Raw genomic sequence first — 21,474 nt, forward strand, 5'->3', positions numbered from 1 at the left:
CACCTCCCGACATTCAATGCACCAGCCAGGCGCAATTCACTGGCCCGTTTCAGGGGATACCTGCACGGGGCTGTCGTCGCGTAGCTGCCGCGCCAAGGCCATCATTACCAAGGGCACCACGGCCATCGACAAGGTGATGGCCAGTACCAGCAGGTCGTGCACCTGCTGGGTGAGGACCTGATGGTCCAGCGCCAGCTTGAACACCACGAAGGCGAACTCGCCCCCCGAGGCCAGCACTACGCCCAGGCAGAGCGCCTGTGCCTTGTTGAGCCCACCGAGCGTGCGCCCCAGGCCATACAACAAGGGCAGCTTGATGGCGACCAGCAGCAAGGTGAGCCCCAACACCATCAGCGGCATGCCGAACAGCAGGCGCAGGTCGGCACTCATGCCCACGCCAACGAAGAACAGCCCCAGCAGCAGGCCTTTGATTGGCTCGATCTGGGTTTCCAGTTCGTGGCGAAAGGGCGACTCGGCCATCAGCACGCCGGCCAGAAAGGCCCCCAGCGCCATCGAAACACCCACGTGCTCCATCAACCAGGCGGTGCCCAGCACCACCAGCAAAGCCGTGGCGGTGGACAGCTCAGGCAGACCCGACCCCACCGTCCACTTGAATACCGGGGTCAACAGATAACGGCCAAAAACAATCAGCACACCAATGCCAACAGCCACGGCCAGCAACGGCCAGGCACCTTCGTCGGCGGTGCTGACATCACCACCGAGCAACGGCACCACAGCAATCAGGGGAATGGCGGCAATGTCCTGGAACAGCAGAATGGCCACGGCCAGACGGCCGTGAGGCTTGCCCAGGTCCTTGCGTTCGGCCAGTACCTGCAAGCCAAAGGCGGTGGACGACAGCGCCAGGCCCAGGCCCAGCACGATGGCAGCGGCCCTGGATTGGTCGAACACCCCATACGCCAGCAGCCCAAGCAGCACGGCGGTAAGCCCCACCTGCAAGCTGCCGACGCCAAACAGCGCCCGGCGCATGGTCCACAGACGCCGTGGGGACAGCTCCAGGCCAATCACGAACAGCAACATGACCACGCCCATTTCCGACAGCCGCGCCACGTTGTCCGGGTTGCCGAGCAGCCCAAGCACCGACGGGCCAATCAGGATACCCGCCAACAGATAACCCGGTACCGCCCCCATTTTCAGACGTTGCGCCAGCGGTACCAGAAGCACCACGGCCAACAGGAACACCACCGTCGCCTGCAGCAGGCTGCCGTCATGAGGCATGAGCTCGTACCTTCGCAGCTTCCCGTAGGAAGGGGTTCAGAAGCGTTCTTCGACGACCTTGAACGGGTAGGCCACAGCCTTGTACTTACCGATCTTGCCGCGTTTGGGCAGCTTCACCAGCTGCTCGCGGGTGATGTCTTTGTAGGGAATACGGCTGAGCAGATGGCTGATGATGTTCAGCCGAGCGCGACGTTTGTCGTTGGAGTGCGCCATGAACCACGGCGCCCAAGCGGTATCCGAGGCCTGGAACATGTCGTCACGCGCCTGGGTATAGTCATCCCAGCGGGTGTACGACTTGAGGTCCATCGGCGACAGCTTCCACAGTTTGCGGCCGTCGGTGATGCGATCCTGCAAGCGCCGGGTTTGCTCTTCGGCGCTGACTTCAAGCCAGTACTTGATGAGGATGATCCCCGACTCGACCATGACCTTTTCAAACACCGGCACACCGGTCAGGAACTTATCCACTTGCTCATCGGAGCAGAAGCCCATTACCCGCTCCACCCCTGCGCGGTTGTACCAACTGCGATCGAAGATCACCACTTCGCCTGCCGCAGGCAAGTGGCCCAGGTAGCGCTGCAGGTACATCTGGGATTTTTCCCGTTCGGTCGGCGCCGGCAGCGCCACCACACGAAACACCCGCGGGCTGACGCGCTCGGTAATGGCCTTGATGGTGCCGCCCTTGCCGGCGCCATCGCGGCCTTCGAAGACAATGCATACCTTCAAGCCCTTGGCCACCACCCACTCCTGCAGCTTCACCAGCTCTACATGCAGGTTCCTGAGCGCTTTTTCGTAGGCCTTGCCGCCCAGTTTTTCTGGCTGTTCCTGGGTGGGTTTCTTCCTGGACGGCTTCGACATGACACTCTCCTGAAGGCGAATGAAGAGTCAGTATGGTCGATTCATGACGGTTTGCCGCTTCGCTTGCAGATTGATGCGGGGGCTGCCGTGCAGCCCCGCCGGGAGGCGCTATTTGGCCAGCTTGTTGTAACTGGTCATCAAGTTGCGGTAGTCGGGGATATGGTTGGAGAACAGGGTACCCAGCCCCTCGATGTCATTGCGCCAGTCACGGTGCAGCTCGCAGGCCACGCCGAACCAGGTCATCAGCTGCGCCCCCGCAGCCTCCATGCGCCGCCAGGCCGAATCTCGGGTCAGTTCGTTGAAGGTGCCTGATGCATCGGTGACGACGAATACTTCGAAGCCCTCCTCCAGTGCCGACAAGGCCGGGAAGGCCACACACACTTCAGTGACGACACCGGCGATCAGCAACTGCTTCTTGCCGGTGGCTTTGACTGCTTTGACGAAGTCTTCGTTGTCCCAGGCGTTGATGTTGCCGGGGCGTGCAATGTAGGGGGCGTTGGGGAACTGCTCTTTCAGTTCCGGCACCAGCGGGCCGTTGGGGCCGGTCTCGAAGCTGGTGGTAAGGATGGTCGGCAGCTTGAAGTACTTGGCCAGGTCCGAGAGGGCCAGCACATTGTTCTTGAAGCGGTCGGGGTCGATGTCCCTTACCAGCGAGAGCAGGCCGGTCTGGTGGTCGACCAGCAGCACGGCGGCGTTGTTCTTGTCCAGACGCTTGTATTGGAAGCTCACGGTGGATCTCCTTGCTTCAGCGGGTTGGGAGTATCAGCGTAGGCAAGGATGAAGGGTGGGAGCGACCGTCAGTCGGTTCGCCTGTTCTGTGCCTGCCCAGTTTTAGTATTCCCGGCGCTTGCGAAACGCCCAGCGCCCAACCAGCACGGTGAAGGTCGCCACCAGGGCAACCAGCACCCAGAAGCCATGGGGGTTTTCCGCCAGCGGCACGCCACCCACGTTCATGCCGAAGAAGCCCGCGATGATGTTGATCGGCAGCGCCAGCACCGTTACCACGGTCAGGGTGAACAACGTGCGGTTGGTCTGTTCGTTGACCTTGGCGGCGATTTCTTCCTGCAGCAGCTTGATCCGCTCGCCCAGGGCGGTGAGGTCGCTGATCACCAGGGTGAACTCTTCAGTGGCGGCACGCAGTTGGCGTATGTCCTGTTCCTTCAGCCACTCCGGCGGGCGGTTGAGCAAGCGCAACAGCGCCCCCGGCTCCAGCGCCAGCAGGCGCTGCAAGCGCACCAGAACCCGGCGCATGCTGCCCAGCTCGGCACGGTTGTCGCTTAGGCGCTGGGACAGCAACTGGTCTTCGATGCGATCGACGCTGGTGGTGGTTTCACGCACGATCTGGGTCAGCACATCGCCCTGGTCACGCAGCAGGTGGACCAACAGTTCGATGGACGAATGAAAACGCTCACCCTGCTTGACCGACGAACGCAGCTTGTCCACCGAGTGCAACGGCTGCAGTCGCGCACTCACCAGCAACTGGCTGCTGGCACAGGCCCACAGCGTGGAAATGTCCGACGACACCAGGCCGAAGTTGAACACCACATCGTTGACCACTGCCAGCAGTGCTGAGTCGGCGTGCTCGATGCGGGTCGAGCGAGAGCCTTCGCGCAGCGTTTCGAAGAAAGCGTCGGGCAACTGCAGGTGGGTGCGCAGCCAGCGCTCGCAGGCGGCGTGGGCCAGGTTCAGGTGCACCCAGAGAAACTCGCCGGGCTCCAGCGGCTGGCCGAGCGTGTGCAACAACTGCGTCGAATCGATTTCGCGCCCTGGCTGGCCGGGGCGGAAAGCGAAGGCGTAGAGCAAGCCGAACAGGTCGTGGTCCTGTGGCAGGTGCAGCGCGGGATGGCCCATTCGAACTCGCAATGAGGCACGGGGAGATGGCAGAAATGTTGCTGAATATTCGTTGCAGCCAGATGACAGCAACCTTCAGCGGCACTGCCCGCTCCCACAGGGTCGGTGTCTACCAGCGATAGGTGGCCGTGCCCAGCACTGTGCGACCATTGCCGTAGATACAGCGGGTAGCGTCATAGCATCCCGCCACATACTCTTTGTCGGCCAGGTTGCTGGCGTTTACCGCAAACCGCCACGGCCCGGTTTCGTAATGCACGGCGGCATCGAGCAAGGTATAGGCCGGCACGTTCAGCGAGTTGTCCGGTGCCCCCGGATTGCGACCGGTGTAGCGCACCCCTGCGCCGAAACCCAGGCCCTTGAGCAAGCCATCGTGCAAGGTGTAGTCAGCCCATACCGAGGCCAGGTTGCGCGGTGTCGGGATGCTGATGGGCGTCTTGCCATCGGTCTCATCGTTGGCCTTGGTCACCTTCACGTCCTGGTAGGTATAGGTGGCGATCAAGTTGAGCTCATTGCTCAGGCTGGCCACCCCTTCCAACTCGATGCCACGCGAGCGCACCTGCCCCGTCTGTACTTTGTCATTGGGGTTGCCTGGCGCAGTGGTCAGCACGTTGTCCTGGGTAATCTCGAAGACAGCGGCAGTCAGCGAGCTGTTCGAGCCCGGTGGCTGGTACTTGATACCCGCTTCGTATTGCTTGGCTTCGGTGGGCTCGAATGGCTGATTGTTGGCATCGGTGCCAGGGTTTGGCGTGAAACCTTCGCTGTAGCTCAGGTAGGGTGCCAGGCCGTTGTCGGCCAGATACACCAGGCCAACCCGGCCACTGAACGCCTCGTCACGGGTATGTATTTCGGGATCGGAACCGGCATCGGTCCAGTTTCGGGTTTGCGATGTGGCCCAGTCATAGCGACCACCCAGGGTCAGTACCCAATGGTCGTCGAAGTGCAATTGGTCTTGCAGGTACAACCCGGTTTGTCGGCTGGTCTGATGGCTGTAGCTCCAGGTGTCCGGAGTGAACTGGCTTGGGTCGACCGGGCCATAGTCCGTGCCGCCATACAGGTCGACAGGGGTGGTCAGGACGTAGGCCTGCGGGTCAGAGGTTTGCTGACGCTGCCAATCCACACCGATCAGCAGGGTATGGCGGATGTCGCCAGTACTGAAGTCGGCCTGGGCCTGGTTATCCACAGCCCAGCGGCTGTACTTGGGGTTCTCGATGCCGGCGTAGCGTAACAGTGTGCGCTCGTCACCACCTTCCATGCCGTAGTAGGCGGTAGTGCCAACACCAAAGACCATGTTGTCATTCAGGTCCAGATGCGAATAACGCAGGTTCTGGCGCAGCTGCCAGACGTCGTTCAGGCGCGTTTCGAATTCGTAGCCGAGGCTGTACTGGGTCTTCTCGTACTTGGAGAAGTGCTTGTCGCCGGTGAAGGTATCGCGACCGATCTTGCCGTAGGGCGAGTGGGACAAAGTACCAACTGCCGGCAGGAAGTTGTCCTGGGCGTTGGAATCGTCCGCCAGGTAATTGCCCATTACGGTCAGCCGGGTCTCTTCCGACGGCTGCCAGGTCAGGGCGGCGGAGAGTGCCTGGCGCTTGTCCTCCCAAGGGGTGTCGCGAATGTTGGCTTCATGGCCGATGGCCGTTATGCGGTAGCTCCAAACGCCCTCGTCATCCAACGCGCCGGTGCTGTCGAAGCCCAGCTGTCGGCGCGCGTCAGTGCCGTACTGGGCCTGGATTTCGTGGCTGCTGACCGTGCTCGGGCGCTTGGATACCTGGTTGATCACCCCACCGGGGTCGCCCTGCCCATACAAGACGCCTGCCGGACCACGCAGCACTTCGACACGTTCGAGCATGTAGGGGTCGACCATCCAGCTGGCCAGGTTGATGGTGGTCGGCAGTTGCAGGCCGTCTAGATAGGTCGTCGGCGAGAAGCCGCGTACGACCGTGTACCAGTCGGAGCGGTTGTTGGCGCCGTAGGAAGACACGCCCGGGGTGTAACGCAGGGCCTCATTGACCGACTGCACGCCTTGAGCCTCCATGCGTTCACGGGTTACTACCGAAATTGACTGCGGGGTCTCATGGATAGGCGTGTCGGTCTTGGTTGCAGTGACACTGCGCTTGGCCACGTAGCTGCCCACCGGCCCCAGCGGGTTCTCTTCGCCCAGGGCGGAAATGGTCTGTGCCTGCAAGGTGACCGCCCCTTGGCTCGTCGCACGTACCAGGCGCCAGCTGCCATCGCTGCTGGCTTCGGCGGCCAAGTCAGTGTTGCCGAGCAGGGAAGCGAAGCCTACGTCGATCGGGTAATCACCTGACAGGCCGCGGCTGCTCAGGCCACGTGTGAGTGCCGGGTCGAAACTCAGCAACACGCCGGCCTGGCGGGCATAGGCGTTGAGGGCACCTTCCAGGCTACCGGCCGGGACTTCGACGTGGTGGCTTGGCGCAGCCTGCGCCAGGCTGCCAATGGGCAGGCTGACACTCAGGCCCAGCAGGGCGATACGCAGGGCGCGGGCAAGCGGGGTGTGCGGGGACGACGCCATGGGGTTTCCTTGTGGTCATGAGCGGAATTGCAAGGAGGCCGAGCCACGGCGAAAAAACTGCAAAAAAAAAGAAAATAGTTTCTGTGAGATGTGCATGAACGTTTTCGCGGGCATGCCCGCGAAGGGGCTCACGCGCTTTGTCAGGCCGGCTCCAGGGTCACCCACCAGCGGGTCAAGTACCGCGTTCGCACAGGCAAAGTACGGCCCAATGCCGCCAGCGCCCGGTCCGGCTCGTCCAGCGGAAACACCCCGGAAATCAGCAAGTCCGCTACCGCAGGGTCACAGCGCAACACCCCGTTGCGATAACGCCCGAGCTCGGCACACAGGCGGGCCAAAGGCCACTGCCGAACGACCAGATACCCGTCGCGCCAAGCCAGTGCGTCACGGTCCAATGGCTGGGTCGCAAATACCCTTTGCCGGTTGAAACGCACCTGCTCCCCCGCGCGTATAACGGCTGCAGATTGCAGCAAGGTACCCGGCCGCACCGCAACGGCCCCCTCCTCCACGGCCAGCAACGCACTCTCGTCATTCAGCCGCACCGAGAAACCGGTCCCGAGTGCCTGCAAGGTCCCCAAGGGGGTTTCAACCCAGAATGGCCGTTCGGCCCCTTGCTTGCCGGTCTGGATCATCACCTCGCCAGCCAGCAGATTTATACGCCGCTGCTGGCTGTCGAATGCCAGGTCCAACGCGCTACCACTGTTCATCTGCAGCCAGCCGCCATCCGGCAGTTGCAGGCGCCTGCGCTCACCCATGGCAGTGCGCTGCCCTGCCAGCCAGGGCGAGCCGCGCATCCCCAGGCTGGCACTACCGACCACGGCTGAGCCGCCCAATAGCAACGCCAGCCCTTTGAGTACCGTGCGTCGATCGCGGTAACGCAGGGCCTGGCTTGCCTGGGGTGGCGGCATCGCCCCCAGGCGCCCGTCGAACACCGCCAGCCGTTGCCAGGCCTGCTCATGGCTTGGGTGCAAACCGCGCCAACGCTGGCAGGCTTCCAGTTCTTCGACCTGGGCCAGCCCCGAGGCCAGGCGCACGCGCCAGCCGATGGCCTGCGCCACCACTTGCTCAGTCGGTTCCGATGCGCTCACGAATACAGCACCCGGTAGCAATGGCCGAACGCCTGGGTCATGTACTGCTGCACCGAACTGAGCGAGAGGCCCAGCTGTTCGGCAATTTGTGGATAAGTCAGCCCGTCCAGCTGCGACAGCAGGAACGCGCTACGCACCTTGGGCTTCAGCCCATCGAGCATCCGGTCGATTTCCACCAGGGTTTCCAGCACCAGCACCCGCGCTTCGGCTGACGGAGCTTCCGGCTCAGGCAGCGCCGCGAGGCTGTCGAGCCAGGCCCGTTCCAGGCTCAGCCGGCGGTAATGGTCCACCACCAGCCCCTTGGCGACGGTGGCCAGAAATGCGCGTGGCTCGCGCAGGCCATTCAAGGTGTCACGCCCCAGCAGGCGAAGGAACGTGTCCTGGGCCAGGTCGGCAGCCTGGTGCTGGCACTCCAGGCGCTTGAACAGCCAACCACGCAGCCAGGAGTGATGGCCACGGTAAAGCTCGCCGACTTGAGCGTTGTGGGGCAGCGACGACACGGGAGTACCTCGAGGCAGGGTTACGCGAGGGTGTTAATGGGAAGCAGTATTATTTACAAGTGCGCGCATTTCAAGAGACTTGCCCATGGCCATCACTTCACAAATTCCTGAACTGATTATTTGCCGTCAGCGATTTGTCCCCTCGCCAACCACCACCAGAATCGCTTCACCATAATCACAAAAACCGTGAGGCCACTCCCGTGGACCAGACACTCCAGGTGCGCCAAGCCGCCGCCGACCTCGTCGCCGCGTTCGCCAGCAACGACACCGCCCGCTATTTCGCCTGTTTCAGCGAAGACGCCACATTCCTGTTCCACACCTTGCCGCAGCCGCTGCTGTCGCGCCGCGCCTACGAAGACCTTTGGGCCCAGTGGCAGGCCGAAGGCTTTGCCGTGCTCGCCTGCGAGTCGAGCAACGCCCAGGTAAGCCTGCAAGGTGACGTGGCGATCTTCATGCACGATGTGGCCACGCATATCCGTATCGCCGGTGAAGACCACCGCTTGAGCGAACGCGAGACAATTGTCTTTCGCCGCCAGGCCGACCAGTGGTTGGCCTGTCACGAGCACCTGTCGGTCGTAACGCCGGCCTGATCACCTTTACGCGGCACTGCCGCCCTGCCATCGCACCCACAAGAAGGCCCGCGCACTGCGCAGGCTACAACAACCGCGCTGGAGCACCACCATGAGCCACTCGACTGGTATCGAGACCAACGGCGTCGAACAGATCCCCGCCGATCAACGCGACGCCTCCCCACTAGACCTGTTCCGCCTGATCTTCGGCGGTGCCAATACCTTCGCTACCGCCGTGCTGGGCAGTTTCCCGGTGCTGTTCGGGCTGTCGTTCCAGGCGGGTGTGTGGGCCATTCTGCTTGGCGTTGGCGTCGGTGCACTGATCCTCGCACCGATGGGGTTGTTCGGCGCGCTCAACGGCACCAACAACGCCGTTTCGTCAGGCGCGCACTTTGGCGTGCACGGGCGTATCGTCGGCTCGTTCCTGTCACTGCTCACGGCGGTGGCGTTCTTCTCGCTGTCGGTTTGGAGCTCGGGGGATGCCCTGGTCGGCGGAGCCAAGCGCCTGGCCGGCCTGCCGGAAACCGACCTGACCCTGGGCCTGGCCTACGGCTTGTTCGCGGTGCTGGTACTGGCGGTATGCATCTTCGGCTTCCGCTTCATGTTGTGGGTCAACAAGATTGCCGTGTGGGCTTCAAGCCTGCTGTTCCTGTTGGGCATCGTCGCCTTTGCCGGCCCGTTCGATGCGGGTTATGCAGGCAGTGTCAACCTTGGCCAGGCAGGCTTCTGGGCGGCGTTCGTCGGCGCAGCGATCCTGGCCATGAGCAACCCGGTGTCGTTCGGCGCCTTCCTGGGCGACTGGTCGCGCTACATCCCGCGTGAGACGCCCAAGGCGCGCATCATGCTGGCAGTGATCGCGGCACAGGGCGCAACGCTGATTCCGTTCCTGTTCGGCCTGTGTACCGCCACCCTGGTTGCCACCCAGGCACCGGACTACATCGCCGCCAACAACTATGTGGGCGGCCTGCTGGCGGTAGCGCCAAGTTGGTTCTTCCTGCCGGTGTGCCTGATTGCGGTGATCGGCGGCATGTCCACCGGCACCACCGCGCTGTATGGCACGGGCCTGGACATGTCCAGCGTGTTCCCCCGCTTGCTCAGCCGTGCCGGCGCCACGCTGCTGATCGGCGTGCTGGCAATCGGCTTCATCTTCGTTGGCCGCTTCACCTTCAACCTGGTGCAGAGCGTTTCGACCTTTGCCGTGCTGATCATTACCTGCACAAGCCCGTGGATGGTGATCATGATCCTTGGCCTGATCACTCGCCGCGGCTTCTACCACGCCGATGACCTGCAGGTGTTCACCCGCGGCCAGCGTGGTGGCCACTACTGGTTCCTGCACGGCTGGAACTGGCGCGGCATGGGGGCGTGGATCCCCAGCGCGGCGGTCGGCCTGTGCTTCGTCAACCTGCCGGGGCAGTTCGTCGGCCCGCTGGGCGACCTGGCCGGTGGCATCGACCTGAGCCTGCCGGTCACCCTGGGGCTGGCTGGCGTACTGTACCTGCTGCTGCTCAACCTGTTCCCTGAACCTGCTGGCGTGTATGGCCCCCAGGGCCCGCGTTGGGTGCGTTGCAAAAGCACCGCGCGCACGCCTGTGACCACTGCCGAAATGGCCTGACTGGAAACCAACCATGACCACTTCCCACTATATCGCCGGCCGTTGGGTCGAAGGCCAGGGCAGCGACTGCATCAGCGTCAACGACCCTGCGCTGGGGCAACCGTTCGCCGAACTGATGGCCGCAAGCGTGGCCCAGGTCGATCAGGCCGTAGCCGCTGCCCGCAGCGCTCTGCCCGCCTGGAAAAACACCAGCGCCAGCGAACGCGCAACCTTCCTGCGTGGCTTTGCCGAACAGCTCGGGCAGCGCCGTGAAGCGCTGATCACCTTGCAGATGCGCAACAACGGCAAACCCCGTCACGAGGCCGAAATCGACCTGGATGACGCCATCGCCACCTTCGGCTACTACGCCGAACTGGCCGAGCAACTGCCGTCGAAAAACCGTGACGTGCCGCTGGCCGCACCCGGTTTTACCGCCCGTACCCGCCTGGAGCCGGTGGGCGTGGTCGGCCTGATCGTGCCGTGGAACTTCCCGCTGGTTACCAGTGCCTGGAAGCTCGCCCCGGCCCTGGCTGCCGGCTGCACCGTGGTGCTCAAACCGTCGGAGGTCACCCCGCTGATCGAGCAGGCCTACGGCCAGCTCGCCGACGCCCTGGGCCTGCCGGCCGGCGTGCTGAACATTGTCAACGGCAAGGCCGAGACTGGCGCCGCGCTCAGCAACCATAACGGCCTGGACAAGCTGTCGTTCACCGGCAGCAACAGCGTCGGCAGCCAGGTAATGCGTAGCGCGTCGGCGCAGTGCCGGCCGGTGACACTGGAGCTGGGCGGCAAGTCAGCCATCGTGGTGTTCGACGATTGCGACATCGACCAGGCGGTGGAGTGGATTGTTGCCGGCATCAGCTGGAACGCCGGGCAGATGTGTTCGGCCACTTCACGGCTGCTGGTCCAGGACGGCATTGCCGATGCGCTGTTGCCGCGCTTGCAGGCGGCACTGGAAAACCTGCGGGTGGGCAACCCATTGACCGAAGAGGTCGACATGGGCCCGCTGACCAGCCAGGCGCAGTGGCTGAAGGTGGCCAGCTACTTTGCCACGGCGCGGGAAGAAGGTTTGCAGTGCCTGGCCGGCGGCAAGGCTTTGGACCGTGATGGCTGGTTCGTCAGCCCTACGCTGTATGCCGACGTGCCGAAAGACAGCCGCCTGTGGACCGAGGAAATCTTTGGCCCAGTGCTGTGCGCACGGCGCTTTGCTACAGAAGAACAGGCGATTGCCGAAGCCAACGACAGCCGCTTCGGGCTGGTAGCCACCGTCTGCTCCGCTGACCTGGAGCGTGCCGAGCGCGTGGCCGATGCGCTGGAGGTTGGCCACGTATGGATCAACTCTGTGCAGGCAGTGTTCGTCGAAACCTCGTGGGGCGGTACCAAGGGCAGCGGGATCGGCCGCGAGCTGGGGCCTTGGGGGTTGTCGGCGTACCAATCGGTCAAGCATGTGACGCGCTGCCTCGGCTAACATCGCAAGGCGCCGCTCCCCCAGCAAGTGTGCAGCCCTTCAGCATGCGCGGTACCTGTGGGAGCAGCCTTGTGCCGCGAAAGGGCTGCAGAGCAGCCCCGGCATTCACACCGATTCGTCAGCGGGGCGCACACCCTCTTGCACCAGTACCATGCTCTGTGGCGAAGACAGGGGAATACCTTCGTCACGCAGGCGCCCAAGAATGGTGAACAGCAGGTCGCTGCGGGTGCCTGACACCTGCCGCGGCCCGGCCACGTAGCCGCTGACGCCAATCACCATGCCACTGGTCGTCAGGTCCTTGAACGACACCGAAGAAGCCGGCGCATCCAGAATCGCCTCATGCTCGTGGTAGGCCGCCAGCAGCAGCTCACGCACCTGGTTGGCATCGGTCTCCAGCGGCAGTGTCAAAGTAATGCTGACCACACCCAGCGCATTGCCCATGGTCACGTTGCGCACGTTCTGCGAGATGAACTGCGAGTTGGGCACGATCACCGTTGAACGGTCTGACATCTGGATTTCGGTGGCGCGCACGTTGATGCGGCGGATATCGCCCTCGACACCCGCCAGGCTCACCCAATCACCCACCTTCACCGGGCGCTCAGTCAACAGGATCAGGCCGGAGATAAAGTTCTGCACAATCTGCTGCAGGCCGAAACCGATACCGACCGACAGCGCACTGACCACCCAGGTCAGGCTGGTGAGATTGATGCGCAAGGTCGACATCACCAGCATGGCCAGGAACAGGAAACCCAGGTAACCCACCAGGGTCACCAGCGAGGCCCGCATGCCGGCGTCCATGTCGGTTTCCGGCAGCAGGCGATCGCTCAGCCAGCGCTTGACCACACGGATGGCGAACAGGCCACCCAAGAAAATCGCCAGGGCCAGCAGGATGTCCTGCGGCACGATATTCAGGTTGCCGAGCAGCTTGCCGCCGGTGCCGTCCCAATCGCCCAGGCTCAGCAGCAGTTCGCTGGGGCTGGTGCCCGATGGCATCAACACCAGCAACAGCGCCAGGAACAGCACGATGGTGCGGCCGATGCCAGCCAGGATGGTGCTGGCTTGCGCCTGGTGACGAGGTGCCAGGCCCAGGGTCGAGGCCAGCGCCAGGCCACCGGGCTGGCGTGGCGACAGCAGGGTTTCGCACAGGTCGCCGAAGAAGGTGGTCAGCAAGTAGGCACAAGTGACCACCAGGCTGACCCACAGCAACTTGGCAGTGAGGAAATAGGCAAGCGTCAGGTAGCCGGTGAGCAGTGCCAGCAGGATCAACGCCAGCCAGATGACCATCACGAACGGGATCAGCCCAGCCAGGCCCGTCGGGCGCTCCAGTTCATGCTTGCGCAGGGTGTGGCGATAACGCAGCAACGCGCCGGCAAAGATGAACGCCACTACCAGTGCGGTCAGCCCGTTGACGGCCACCGTCAGCGCCAGGCTGGCGCCGATCACACTGTTCATGCGCTCCATGGTCATCATGACCATCAGGGCCAATGCCAGTACCTTCGGGAACCAGCCCAGCGCGCTGGCAACTTCGTCATGGATCGGCGGCAGCCGCCAGGACGGCCGCTGCAGCATCAGCATAGCGCGGCCCAGGCCGGTGATGAAGGCACTGAACACGACCAGGGCGAGAATGTGGTTGGTCAGGCTGGCGATATCCGAACCCAACTCTGCACTGCTTTCCAGCCCCCAGCGCAGCAACGAAACAGAACCGGCGATGGTACCCAAGGTTGCCAGGCTGACACCAAGGGCCAAAGCGCTGCGGCGCAGGCGCCCTTCGGGCAGCCAGCCGACCATGGCACTGGCCAGCAAGCGCTCGAGCACGCGGCGCACCAAGGTCCATACCAGAATCGCCGCCACCAGGCTGGTAATGAACAGCCAGCGGTGATCGGCGCTGAAGGCGCTGTTGATGGCATCGGCTGCCTCGCCGCGCAGGTCGCGCAGGCGCGCCACGTCGTCCTGGGTGGGGCGGATGATGCTCTGCCAGAACGCCGGGCTCAGTGGCGAAGCGGCACGGCTGGTGATCTGCGAGTTGAACTGGCTGCGGCGCAGGTTGACGATTTGCGTGGACAGGTCGCGGGCCGACTGGGTCAGCTTGATGGCCTGGTCCTGCTGGGCTACCAGCGCCTTTTTCTCAGCCTCCAGCTCTTTGCGCTGCTGGGTCAGAGTGAGTGCCTCGTCCGGCTGGGCCGGGCCGATGACCTTCAGCTTGTCGTCGAGTTTTCCCACATCGGCAGTGCGCTGTGCACTCAATGCATCGGCCTGACGCTGAACCTGCATGGCTGCAAGACGCAGTTGCGACAGCAGGTCGTCGTTGGCCTCGCTGGTGACGCCCTGACGGATCTGGTCCAGGCGGTCGTTCAGCTGTTCAAGGCTGGCGTTTTCGTCCAGTGCTGGCGCTTCGGCAGCCGCCAAATTGGACAATGGCGTGGCCGGGGCCGACCACGCCGGGCTGGCGAGCACCAGCATAAAGGCCAGCAGGGCCATCAGGCCTGGGCAACTACGGGCAAGGCTGACACGCCTCATCGAATATTCCTCTTTACAATTCGATTTGGCGGGGGATTCTACGCGGCTTCTGGCAATCAGGAGAGTGCCGTCTCTCGCTTCAGCAATTGCTCTTTGCGCTCCACGCCCCAGCGGTAGCCGCTGATGTCGCCATCCCGGCGCACCACGCGGTGGCAGGGGATGGCCACGGCAATGGGGTTGGCCGCGCAGGCCATGGCCACCGCACGCACGGCCTTGGGCGCGCCAATGCGCTCGGCAATGTCGGTGTAGCTGACCCGGCTGCCGGCCGGCACCTCGCGCAGGGCCTGCCACACTCGCTCCTGAAACGCGGTGCCTTGCACATCCAGCGGCAGGGCCAGGCCCAGCGCCGGGGCCTCGACGAAACCGATCACTTCGGCGACCAGCCGTTCGTAGGCGCTGTCACCGCCTATCAGGTGAGCCTTGGGGAACTGGTCCTGCAAGGCGTTCAACAAGGCTTCGGGGTCGTCACCCAGCAGGATCGCGCATATGCCCTTGTCGCTCTGGGCCACCAGAATCGCGCCCAGCGAGCACTGCCCCAAGGCAAAATGGAGGGTAGCCCCGGCACCGCCGGCGCGGTACTGCCGTGGGCGCATGCCCAGGCGCTGGTCGGCGCTTTCGTAGAAGCGGCTGTTGGAGCTGTAGCCGGCGTCGTAGATGGCATCGGTGACCGAGCGCTGGCCGTCTTCCAGGTGCGCGCGCAAGCGACGGGCGCGGAAGGCCGTGGCGTAGGCTTTGGGGGTAACGCCGGTTTCGGCCTTGAACAGCCGGTGCAGGTGGAAGGGGCTGACGGCCAGTTGCGCACTGAGCTGGTCGAGGCTGGGCGCGGGGTCGCTGGTTTCGATCAGCCGGCAGGCGCGGGTGACCAGCTGGCGATGGCGGGCGGTGCTGGCCTTGCCGATACAGCGTTTGCAGGCGCGATAGCCCGCGGCTTCGGCAGCAGCGGGGGTGTCGTAGAAATCGACGTTCGTGCGTTTGGCCAGGCGTGATTTACAGCCAGGGTGGCAGTACACACCAGTGGTGCGTACGGCGTACACGAAGTGGCCTGTGGCGGTGGCGTCGCGGGACTCGACAGCTTGCCAGCGTTGGTCGGGGGTGGTGTAGAGGGTCATGGTTCAGCATCCAGATAAGTTGTCGCCTGTACTGGCCCGCGAAAGGGCCGCAACGGGCAATGCAATAGCCTCAGGCACGCCACAGATACCAGGCCGCCACCGTACGAAACGGCCGCCAAGCGCCCCCCAGCGAGCGCATCTGCGCCGGTGTCGGCGCCTTCTCCAGCCCCTTGAGCCGCCGGTACCCTTCACGCACACCAAAATCGTCCACTGGCAAAATGTCCGATCGCTCAAGGCTATAGATCAGCAGCATCTCGACCGTCCATCGCCCTACCCCACGCAGCGCCACCAGGCGTTCGATCAAGGCCTCGTCGGCCATGGCCAACGCCTGTTCCCGCGTCGGCACCAAGCCCTCCAGACTGGCTTGAGCGATACCCTGGATCGTCGCCAACTTGCTCGCCGAGAAGCCGCAGGCCCGCAAGGTTTGCGGGGTAACCGCCAGCAACTGCTCTGGCTGCGGGAAGGCATTCGCCGGAAACAGAGCCAGCAACCGCCCCAGGATCGCTTCCGCCGCACGCGCGTGCAGCTGCTGATAGGCAATCGCCCGCACCAACGCTTCGTAAGGCTCACGTCCCGAGGTGGCCTGGTGCAGACAAGGCCCGGTCGCCGCAATGTGCCGCGACCAGTCCGGGTCAAGTGACGCCAGGTGTGCGTTGGCCTCGCGGTAGGCCTCGGGGGAAAGGTCGGCCAGAATCATGGCAACTCCGTCAAGTCGATTGCAGGTCCAGCTTAGCGCAGCCGCTCATCGGGCAAACGCCGGTTCTTGCGCGGCTAATTCCTGGCATACCATTGCTCCGCGCCATCCTCCCCGCATAGAATTGAGAACTATTCACAATCGCACACATCACGGGACCGGGCCTTCGCTACGATGCAGTTCAACGACACGCTCAAACCGACCGAGGTCGCTCTGCTCTACCAGTCCCACCATGCCTGGCTGCGCAGCTGGTTGCGCAGCCGGGTCGGCTGTAGCGAACACGCCGCAGACCTGGCGCAGGATACCTTCGTGCGCGTGTTGCGCGCCCGCCAGGTGTCGCCGCTGAAGGAGCCGCGCGCCTACCTCAGCAGCATCGCCCGTGGCTTGATGATCGACCAGTTCCGCCGCCGCGCGCTGGAACGGGCTTACCAGGAAAGCCTGGCTAACCTGCCCGAAGCAGAAGTGCCCAGCGAAGAGGACAGGCTGGTCATCCTCGATAGCCTGGAACGCCTCGACCGCGCCTTGCACCAGTTGAAGCCGCGCGTGCGCCAGGCGTTCCTGCTGGCACAGCTCGACGGTTTGAGCATCGTGCAGGTCGCCCAACGCCTGGAGGTGTCCAGGGCCACCGTCGAGCGCGATCTGGCCAAGGCCCTGGGTGTCTGCTATCGGTTGCGCTATGCCGATGCCTGATGATACGCCGGCACAGGTGCAGGTCGATCAGGCCATCGACTGGTTGGTGAAACTGCGCTTCGACAGCCCCAGCGCGCGTACCGAGCAGCAGTTTCAGCAGTGGCTGGGCAGCCACCCGCACAACCCCTTGGCCTGGCAGCGGGTCAGTCATCTAAGCGACGAGCTGGCCGGGCTGCCCAAGGACCTGAGCCGACGCACCCTGGAGGGTAGCCAGCGCCAACGCGTCAGCCGCCGGGACCACCTGAAGTTGCTGGGGCTGTTGGCCGTAGGCGGCAGCCTGGGCTGGGCCGCACGCGAACCGCTGGGCCTGCCACAACTGCTGGCCGACAGCAGCACCGCCACGGGTGAACGGCGCCAGTGGCAAAGTACTGACGGTAGCCGTATCCAGCTCAACACTGCCAGCGCCATCGACCTGCACTTCAGCGCGCAGCAACGCCAGCTGGAGCTGATACGGGGCGAAATCAGCCTGGACAGCAACCCGAATGACAACCGCCCGTTCCACATCGACACCCGTATCGGTCCGCTGACCACCGTCGATGGCCAACTGTTGCTGCGTGAAAACAGCCAGGGCCTGCTGCTGTCGGTGCGTCGAGGTGAAGTCACGCTGTTCCCTGCCTCGGCCCCACCGAGGCAGGTGCTGCCAGGTGAAACCTTGCAAGTCGGGACCAACGGCAGCATCCAGGCGTTGGCGCTGCACAGCGACCCTTGGGGCTGGACTGACGGGGTACTCAGCGTGCAACAAATGCCACTTGCCGAATTTGTCAGCGAACTCGGCCGCTACCGCCCGGGCCTGTTGCGCTGCGCTCCAGAGGTGGCGGCCCTGAAGGTTTCAGGCACCTATCAGTTGGGCGACACCGAGCAAATCCTGCAGTTGCTCAGCCGCAGCCTGCCGGTGCGGGTCGACTACAGGACCCGCTACTGGGTAAGCATCGGCGCGGCGTGAGGGGCATTATTCCGCCACAGCCCGCATCCGCCCTGCACGCCGATACGACTGCCTGGCAAAGCACACGAACAGCCCGGCCATCAGTGCCAGCGCCATGGGCAAGCCATGCGGCGCGACGTTCATGGCTGCCCCACTGACCAACGGCCCCACCAGGCTGCCCACGCCCCACAACAAGCCCACGCTGGCATTGGCTGTCACCAGGTCCTGGCCCTTGAAGCGCTGCCCGATCAGCACCAGCGCCAGGGTATAGATGCCCCCTGCCACCGCGCCCAGCACCACCAGCAGCGGCCACAGCAGCCAGGTCAGGTTCAGCAGCCAAGGCAAGCCGATGCCGATCGCCATCGCCACCAGCCCGCACGCCAGGTGCAGCCCGGTGCGCTCGACCCGGTCGGCCAACCAGCCCAACGGCAGCTGGAACAGCATGTCGCCGGCAAACACCACCGTCACCATCAACGCCGCCACGCCAACGGCAAAACCATGGCTGGTGGCGTAAACCGGCAGCAGCGACAGCACCACGGCATCGAAGAACGAGAAGAACAGCACGGCCATGCACAACGCCGGCGCCACACGGAAGAACCCGGCTAGGCCGAAGCTCTTTTCGCCCTCTTCGTGTTCGACATGGTCGTTGGGCACGGTCAGCACGATGCACAGCAACGCCAGCCCATAGCAGACCGTGACGACACCCGTTATCCAGGGGCTGTTTGCGCCCAGCACTGCCAGCATGGCTGGGCCAAGCACCTGAAAACCGGTGAAGCTGGTGGCGTACAGGGCCATGATCTTGCCGCGGTTGTGCTCTGGGCACAGTTCGTTGACCCACGACTCGCCGAGGATGATGGCGATCCCCATGCCAAGCCCCAGGCCCAGGCGTAGCAGCGCCAGCAGCCACAGCGAGCCGAACGCCGATTCAAGCAAGGCAATGCTGACCGTGCACAGGCTGAAACACAGCAGATAGATGGTGCGCCGGGTGAGATGACGGCAACAGGCGTCGACCAGAAACGCCGAGAGCATCATGCCTGCGGCAGGGATGGCCGAGATGATGCCGATTTCCAGGGTGCTTGCCCCCGCCTCATGCAGGCGCAACGACACCAGCGGCAAGCTGGCCCCCAGGCTGAAACCCACAACCGAAACGGCGAACAACAGGCCCGCCAGTAAACGCATGTTCATGTACCACTCCTTGCAAACCGAAAAGACGTGCAGACACAGGCGCGCACGCCGGAGCGGCGAGCGACGCAAAAGCGCAGATCAGTTCAGGCGAGGTGTGGCGAAAAGGTGAAGGCAAACAGCACGCTGCGGCGGCGCTTGAGTACCGTGTCGCTCGGCCATGCACGACGCAGGGCCTGGAAGGCAGGCTGGCGGGCGCTGGGCAGGGATTGGGTACGGCACATTGCTTTGGCTACTACGCAGGTGGTTGAAAAAAGAGGCGGCACTCTAGGCCAAGGGTGCCCAATCGTCAATCGTCGGGGCTGCTTTGCAGCCCCGCTTGCATCAGCGCTTACCGGTGCTCGGCAACAACACCGCCAGTAGCCCGAACAATGGCAGGAACGAGCACAGCCCGTACACATACTCGATACCGCGCAGGTCTGCCACATACCCCAACAGCGCCGCGCCAATGCCGCCAAAGCCGAACATCAAGCCGAAGAAGATCCCGGCAATCATGCCCACACTGCCCGGTACCAGTTCCTGCGCATACACCACGATGGCCGAGAACGCCGACGCCAGGATAAAACCGATCACCACGCTCAGTACCGTGGTCCAGAACAGGTCGGCATACGGCAGCGCCAAGGTGAACGGCGCCACGCCCAGGATCGAGAACCAGATCACCGCCTTGCGCCCGATACGGTCACCGATCGGCCCGCCAAAGAAGGTGCCCGCTGCTACCGCGCCGAGGAACAGGAACAGGTGCAGCTGCGAGCTGGCCACCGATACACCGAACTTCTCGATCAGGTAGAAGGTGAAGTAGCTCGTGAAGCTGGCCATGTAGAAGTACTTGGAGAACACCAACAGGCCCAGCACGATCAGCGCCGCGATCACCCGATTGCGCGAAATGCCGTGGGTGGCTTGCACCGCCTTGCGCGCCTTGGCCTGATTGAGGTGCTCCTTGTACCAGCCGCGCAGCATCAGGGTGACACCGAGGAAGAACAGCCCGGCCAGGCCGAACCAGGCCACGTGGGTCTGGCCGAACGGAATGACGATGGCCGCCGCCAGCAGCGGGCCCAGTGCTGAACCGGTGTTGCCGCCCACTTGGAAAGTCGACTGGGCCAGGCCGAAACGCCCACCCGAAGCCAACCGCGCGATACGCGAGGTTTCCGGGTGGAAGGTCGACGAGCCGATGCCCACCAGCGCCGACGCCAGCAAGATCATCGGGAAACTGCCGACGAAGGCCAGCATCACGATGCCCACCAGTGTGCACAGGGTGCCTAGGGGCAGCAGGTTGGGCGTCGGTCGGCGGTCGGTGAAGAAGCCGACCCAGGGCTGCAACAGCGAGGCGGTGATCTGGAATGTCAGGGTGATCATGCCAATCTGGGCGAAGCTCAGGTCGTAGTTGGCCTTGAGCATGGGGTAGATCGCCGGCAGTACCGACTGGATCAGGTCGTTGATCAAGTGCGCCAAGGCACAGAAACCGATGATGCGCATCACCAGCGGTGTGGCCTGGTTGGCCGTTGCAGCGGTGGATGCGGTGGAGGCACTACTGGTGGCCATTTGCCTAAATCTCCGTCCTCAGGTTTGGGATCCGATTATCGTGAAACAAATAGATACATAGCTACCTTTTTTATCCCTCTGTCGCAACGTACTTGAAAATGGTTCTCAATATAATTAGCATCCTTGGCTCATTATCCCTGTCATCGTTGGGCGAAACGGCCCCTATCGTGAGCAGACCGAACCCATGAGCCCGATGCCCGCCAAGCAACTGCAGCCCGACCCACAGCAGGAAGCGCTGGAGTGGTTTTCGTTGCTGCGCCAGCCCGGTTGCGACGACACCCAGCGCCAGGCATTCGCGGCCTGGTGCCAAGCCCCTGAGAACGCACACGCCTATGCCGAGCTGGAAACGTTCTGGCAACAACTGCAACCACCCCCCGCTCGCCCTCGCCCACGGCAAGTCGCTGTGCAGCGCAGCCACCTGGGCAAATGGTTGGCCGTTGTATTCCTGCTTGGTTTGGGCGCCGCAGCCTACTTGTACTGGCCGCTGATGCAACGCCTGGCCAGTGAGCTGCACACCGATGTGGGCGAGCGCCGCAGCACGCGCCTGGCAGATGGCACGACATTGAACCTGGACAGCGCCAGCGCGATGAACGTCGACCTGCGCGGGCGCACCCGCCTGCTGCACCTGGTGCAGGGCCAGGTGTTCATGGAAGTGATGCTCGACGGGCGAGCCATGGAGGTAGAAGTCGGCAACGCCCGCATCCAGGTGTACGGCACCCGCCTGCAGGTAGCCCGCCATGCCGGGCGTGACGAACTCGTGGTACTCAGTGGCAAGGCCATGGTCACCCAGGGCGGTGAGCAGCGCATGGTCTCGGCGGGTGAGCGGGTGACCTTCGATGGCATGCGCATCGACCCGGTGCAGAAGGCCGACCTGAAGACCGCCGACAGCTGGCGCAGCGGTCGCCTGAAAGCCACCGACATGCCTTTGGGGCAAGTGCTCGAACGCCTTGCCGGTTACCAAGGGCAGCGTCTGTGGATGATGGATGAACAAGTGGCGCATCGACGCGTGAGCGGCGATTTCAATCTCGACCGGCCTGGCGAAAGCCTGCAATCCCTGGCTGACGCCCAGCATCTGCAACTGCAGGGCGTGCTGGGACACTGGCTTGTGGTGCGCTGAAACAGGGGCTGGCTGCTAAGTTTTT

General features: G+C 63.7%; 19 protein-coding genes. 6 read left to right on the forward strand and 13 right to left on the reverse strand.

Translation table 11 applies throughout. The features are described 5' to 3' along the window. Positions 1-36: 36 nt before the first annotated feature. The 7 genes from APH42_RS04925 to APH42_RS04955 all read right to left on the reverse strand — a co-directional run bounded on the left by APH42_RS04925 (position 37) and on the right by APH42_RS04955 (position 8,054). Positions 37-1,233, reverse strand: a complete 1,197-nt coding sequence (locus tag APH42_RS04925; protein ID WP_012270463.1) for a monovalent cation:proton antiporter-2 (CPA2) family protein — start codon at positions 1,231-1,233, stop codon at positions 37-39. Between the two features lie 36 nt (positions 1,234-1,269). Beyond that, positions 1,270-2,088, reverse strand: a complete 819-nt coding sequence (gene ppk2 / locus APH42_RS04930; protein WP_012270462.1) for a polyphosphate kinase 2 — start codon at positions 2,086-2,088, stop codon at positions 1,270-1,272. A gap of 108 nt (positions 2,089-2,196) precedes the next feature. After that, the gene (gene ycaC, locus APH42_RS04935) at positions 2,197-2,817 is read right to left on the reverse strand and encodes an isochorismate family cysteine hydrolase YcaC (RefSeq protein WP_012270461.1); all 621 of its coding nucleotides are present in this window, start codon (positions 2,815-2,817) and stop codon (positions 2,197-2,199) included. 102 nt (positions 2,818-2,919) lie between these two features. Next, positions 2,920-3,939 (reverse strand): transporter, encoded by a 1,020-nt coding sequence (locus APH42_RS04940; protein ID WP_012270460.1) that lies wholly within the window; start codon positions 3,937-3,939, stop codon positions 2,920-2,922. A 109-nt stretch (positions 3,940-4,048) separates the two neighbouring features. Then, positions 4,049-6,469, reverse strand: coding sequence for a TonB-dependent siderophore receptor (locus APH42_RS04945; protein WP_012270459.1), 2,421 nt, complete (start codon positions 6,467-6,469; stop codon positions 4,049-4,051). A gap of 140 nt (positions 6,470-6,609) precedes the next feature. After that, entirely contained in the window at positions 6,610-7,554 is a 945-nt protein-coding gene (locus APH42_RS04950; RefSeq protein WP_012270458.1) for a FecR domain-containing protein, read from the reverse strand. Continuing rightward, positions 7,551-8,054 (reverse strand): sigma-70 family RNA polymerase sigma factor, encoded by a 504-nt coding sequence (locus APH42_RS04955; RefSeq protein WP_012270457.1) that lies wholly within the window; start codon positions 8,052-8,054, stop codon positions 7,551-7,553. Before APH42_RS04955 ends, APH42_RS04950 begins: the two co-directional genes overlap by 4 nt. A 200-nt stretch (positions 8,055-8,254) precedes the next feature. Between APH42_RS04955 and APH42_RS04960 the strand changes: the two genes are divergently transcribed. From APH42_RS04960 to APH42_RS04970, 3 genes are all read left to right on the forward strand, one after another. Beyond that, positions 8,255-8,644: a nuclear transport factor 2 family protein gene (locus APH42_RS04960; protein ID WP_060492872.1), complete on the forward strand. Its 390-nt coding sequence runs from the start codon at positions 8,255-8,257 to the stop codon at positions 8,642-8,644. A gap of 91 nt (positions 8,645-8,735) precedes the next feature. Further along, positions 8,736-10,235: a cytosine permease gene (locus APH42_RS04965; protein ID WP_060492873.1), complete on the forward strand. Its 1,500-nt coding sequence runs from the start codon at positions 8,736-8,738 to the stop codon at positions 10,233-10,235. 13 nt (positions 10,236-10,248) lie between these two features. Continuing rightward, a complete protein-coding gene (locus APH42_RS04970) occupies positions 10,249-11,679 on the forward strand; it encodes an aldehyde dehydrogenase family protein (protein ID WP_012270454.1) in 1,431 nt (476 codons plus the stop codon). 105 nt (positions 11,680-11,784) lie between these two features. Here APH42_RS04970 and APH42_RS04975 read toward each other — a convergent pair whose 3' ends face one another. The 3 genes from APH42_RS04975 to APH42_RS04985 form a co-directional block, all read right to left on the reverse strand. Then, the gene (locus APH42_RS04975) at positions 11,785-14,196 is read right to left on the reverse strand and encodes a DUF3772 domain-containing protein (protein ID WP_060492874.1); all 2,412 of its coding nucleotides are present in this window, start codon (positions 14,194-14,196) and stop codon (positions 11,785-11,787) included. Between the two features lie 56 nt (positions 14,197-14,252). Then, a complete protein-coding gene (gene ada, locus APH42_RS04980) occupies positions 14,253-15,305 on the reverse strand; it encodes a bifunctional DNA-binding transcriptional regulator/O6-methylguanine-DNA methyltransferase Ada (protein ID WP_060492875.1) in 1,053 nt (350 codons plus the stop codon). A gap of 70 nt (positions 15,306-15,375) precedes the next feature. Further along, entirely contained in the window at positions 15,376-16,002 is a 627-nt protein-coding gene (locus tag APH42_RS04985) for a DNA-3-methyladenine glycosylase (RefSeq protein WP_060492876.1), read from the reverse strand. A 171-nt stretch (positions 16,003-16,173) separates the two neighbouring features. Here APH42_RS04985 and APH42_RS04990 point away from each other — a divergent pair, with 171 nt between their 5' ends. Beyond that, complete coding sequence (locus APH42_RS04990) at positions 16,174-16,689, forward strand: sigma-70 family RNA polymerase sigma factor (RefSeq protein ID WP_012270450.1); 516 nt, start codon at positions 16,174-16,176, stop codon at positions 16,687-16,689. Next, positions 16,676-17,632: a FecR domain-containing protein gene (locus APH42_RS04995; protein WP_060492877.1), complete on the forward strand. Its 957-nt coding sequence runs from the start codon at positions 16,676-16,678 to the stop codon at positions 17,630-17,632. The genes APH42_RS04990 and APH42_RS04995 overlap by 14 nt, the downstream gene beginning before the upstream one ends. 6 nt (positions 17,633-17,638) lie before the next feature. Here APH42_RS04995 and APH42_RS05000 read toward each other — a convergent pair whose 3' ends face one another. The 3 genes from APH42_RS05000 to APH42_RS05005 form a co-directional block, all read right to left on the reverse strand. Further along, on the reverse strand, positions 17,639-18,796 hold the full coding sequence (locus APH42_RS05000) for an MFS transporter (protein WP_012270448.1): 1,158 nt from the start codon (positions 18,794-18,796) through the stop codon (positions 17,639-17,641). An 83-nt stretch (positions 18,797-18,879) separates the two neighbouring features. Next, positions 18,880-19,017, reverse strand: coding sequence for a hypothetical protein (locus APH42_RS30110; protein ID WP_171577253.1), 138 nt, complete (start codon positions 19,015-19,017; stop codon positions 18,880-18,882). Between the two features lie 100 nt (positions 19,018-19,117). Continuing rightward, on the reverse strand, positions 19,118-20,332 hold the full coding sequence (locus APH42_RS05005; protein WP_012270447.1) for an MFS transporter: 1,215 nt from the start codon (positions 20,330-20,332) through the stop codon (positions 19,118-19,120). Positions 20,333-20,516: 184 nt separating this feature from the next. Here APH42_RS05005 and APH42_RS05010 point away from each other — a divergent pair, with 184 nt between their 5' ends. Next, positions 20,517-21,449 (forward strand): FecR domain-containing protein, encoded by a 933-nt coding sequence (locus APH42_RS05010; RefSeq protein WP_012270446.1) that lies wholly within the window; start codon positions 20,517-20,519, stop codon positions 21,447-21,449. The last annotated feature ends 25 nt before the right edge of the window (positions 21,450-21,474 follow it).

This window comes from Pseudomonas sp. NBRC 111140 (genome assembly GCF_001320885.1).
GTDB classification, from domain to species: Bacteria; Pseudomonadota; Gammaproteobacteria; order Pseudomonadales; family Pseudomonadaceae; genus Aquipseudomonas; species Aquipseudomonas putida_P.

Bases quoted from the DNA above. Each gene is read 5' to 3' on its own strand.
- APH42_RS04925 (WP_012270463.1), bottom strand. From the start codon at position 1,233: ATGCCTCATGACGGCAGCCTGCTGCAGGCGACGGTGGTGTTCCTGTTG.
- ppk2 (WP_012270462.1), bottom strand. From the start codon at position 2,088: ATGTCGAAGCCGTCCAGGAAGAAACCCACCCAGGAACAGCCAGAAAAA.
- APH42_RS04940 (WP_012270460.1), bottom strand. From the start codon at position 3,939: ATGGGCCATCCCGCGCTGCACCTGCCACAGGACCACGACCTGTTCGGC.
- APH42_RS04945 (WP_012270459.1), bottom strand. From the start codon at position 6,469: ATGGCGTCGTCCCCGCACACCCCGCTTGCCCGCGCCCTGCGTATCGCC.
- APH42_RS04965 (WP_060492873.1), top strand. From the start codon at position 8,736: ATGAGCCACTCGACTGGTATCGAGACCAACGGCGTCGAACAGATCCCC.
- APH42_RS04970 (WP_012270454.1), top strand. From the start codon at position 10,249: ATGACCACTTCCCACTATATCGCCGGCCGTTGGGTCGAAGGCCAGGGC.
- APH42_RS04975 (WP_060492874.1), bottom strand. From the start codon at position 14,196: ATGAGGCGTGTCAGCCTTGCCCGTAGTTGCCCAGGCCTGATGGCCCTG.
- ada (WP_060492875.1), bottom strand. From the start codon at position 15,305: ATGACCCTCTACACCACCCCCGACCAACGCTGGCAAGCTGTCGAGTCC.
- APH42_RS04985 (WP_060492876.1), bottom strand. From the start codon at position 16,002: ATGATTCTGGCCGACCTTTCCCCCGAGGCCTACCGCGAGGCCAACGCA.
- APH42_RS04990 (WP_012270450.1), top strand. From the start codon at position 16,174: ATGCAGTTCAACGACACGCTCAAACCGACCGAGGTCGCTCTGCTCTAC.
- APH42_RS04995 (WP_060492877.1), top strand. From the start codon at position 16,676: ATGCCGATGCCTGATGATACGCCGGCACAGGTGCAGGTCGATCAGGCC.
- APH42_RS05000 (WP_012270448.1), bottom strand. From the start codon at position 18,796: ATGAACATGCGTTTACTGGCGGGCCTGTTGTTCGCCGTTTCGGTTGTG.
- APH42_RS30110 (WP_171577253.1), bottom strand. From the start codon at position 19,017: ATGTGCCGTACCCAATCCCTGCCCAGCGCCCGCCAGCCTGCCTTCCAG.
- APH42_RS05005 (WP_012270447.1), bottom strand. From the start codon at position 20,332: ATGGCCACCAGTAGTGCCTCCACCGCATCCACCGCTGCAACGGCCAAC.
- APH42_RS05010 (WP_012270446.1), top strand. From the start codon at position 20,517: ATGAGCCCGATGCCCGCCAAGCAACTGCAGCCCGACCCACAGCAGGAA.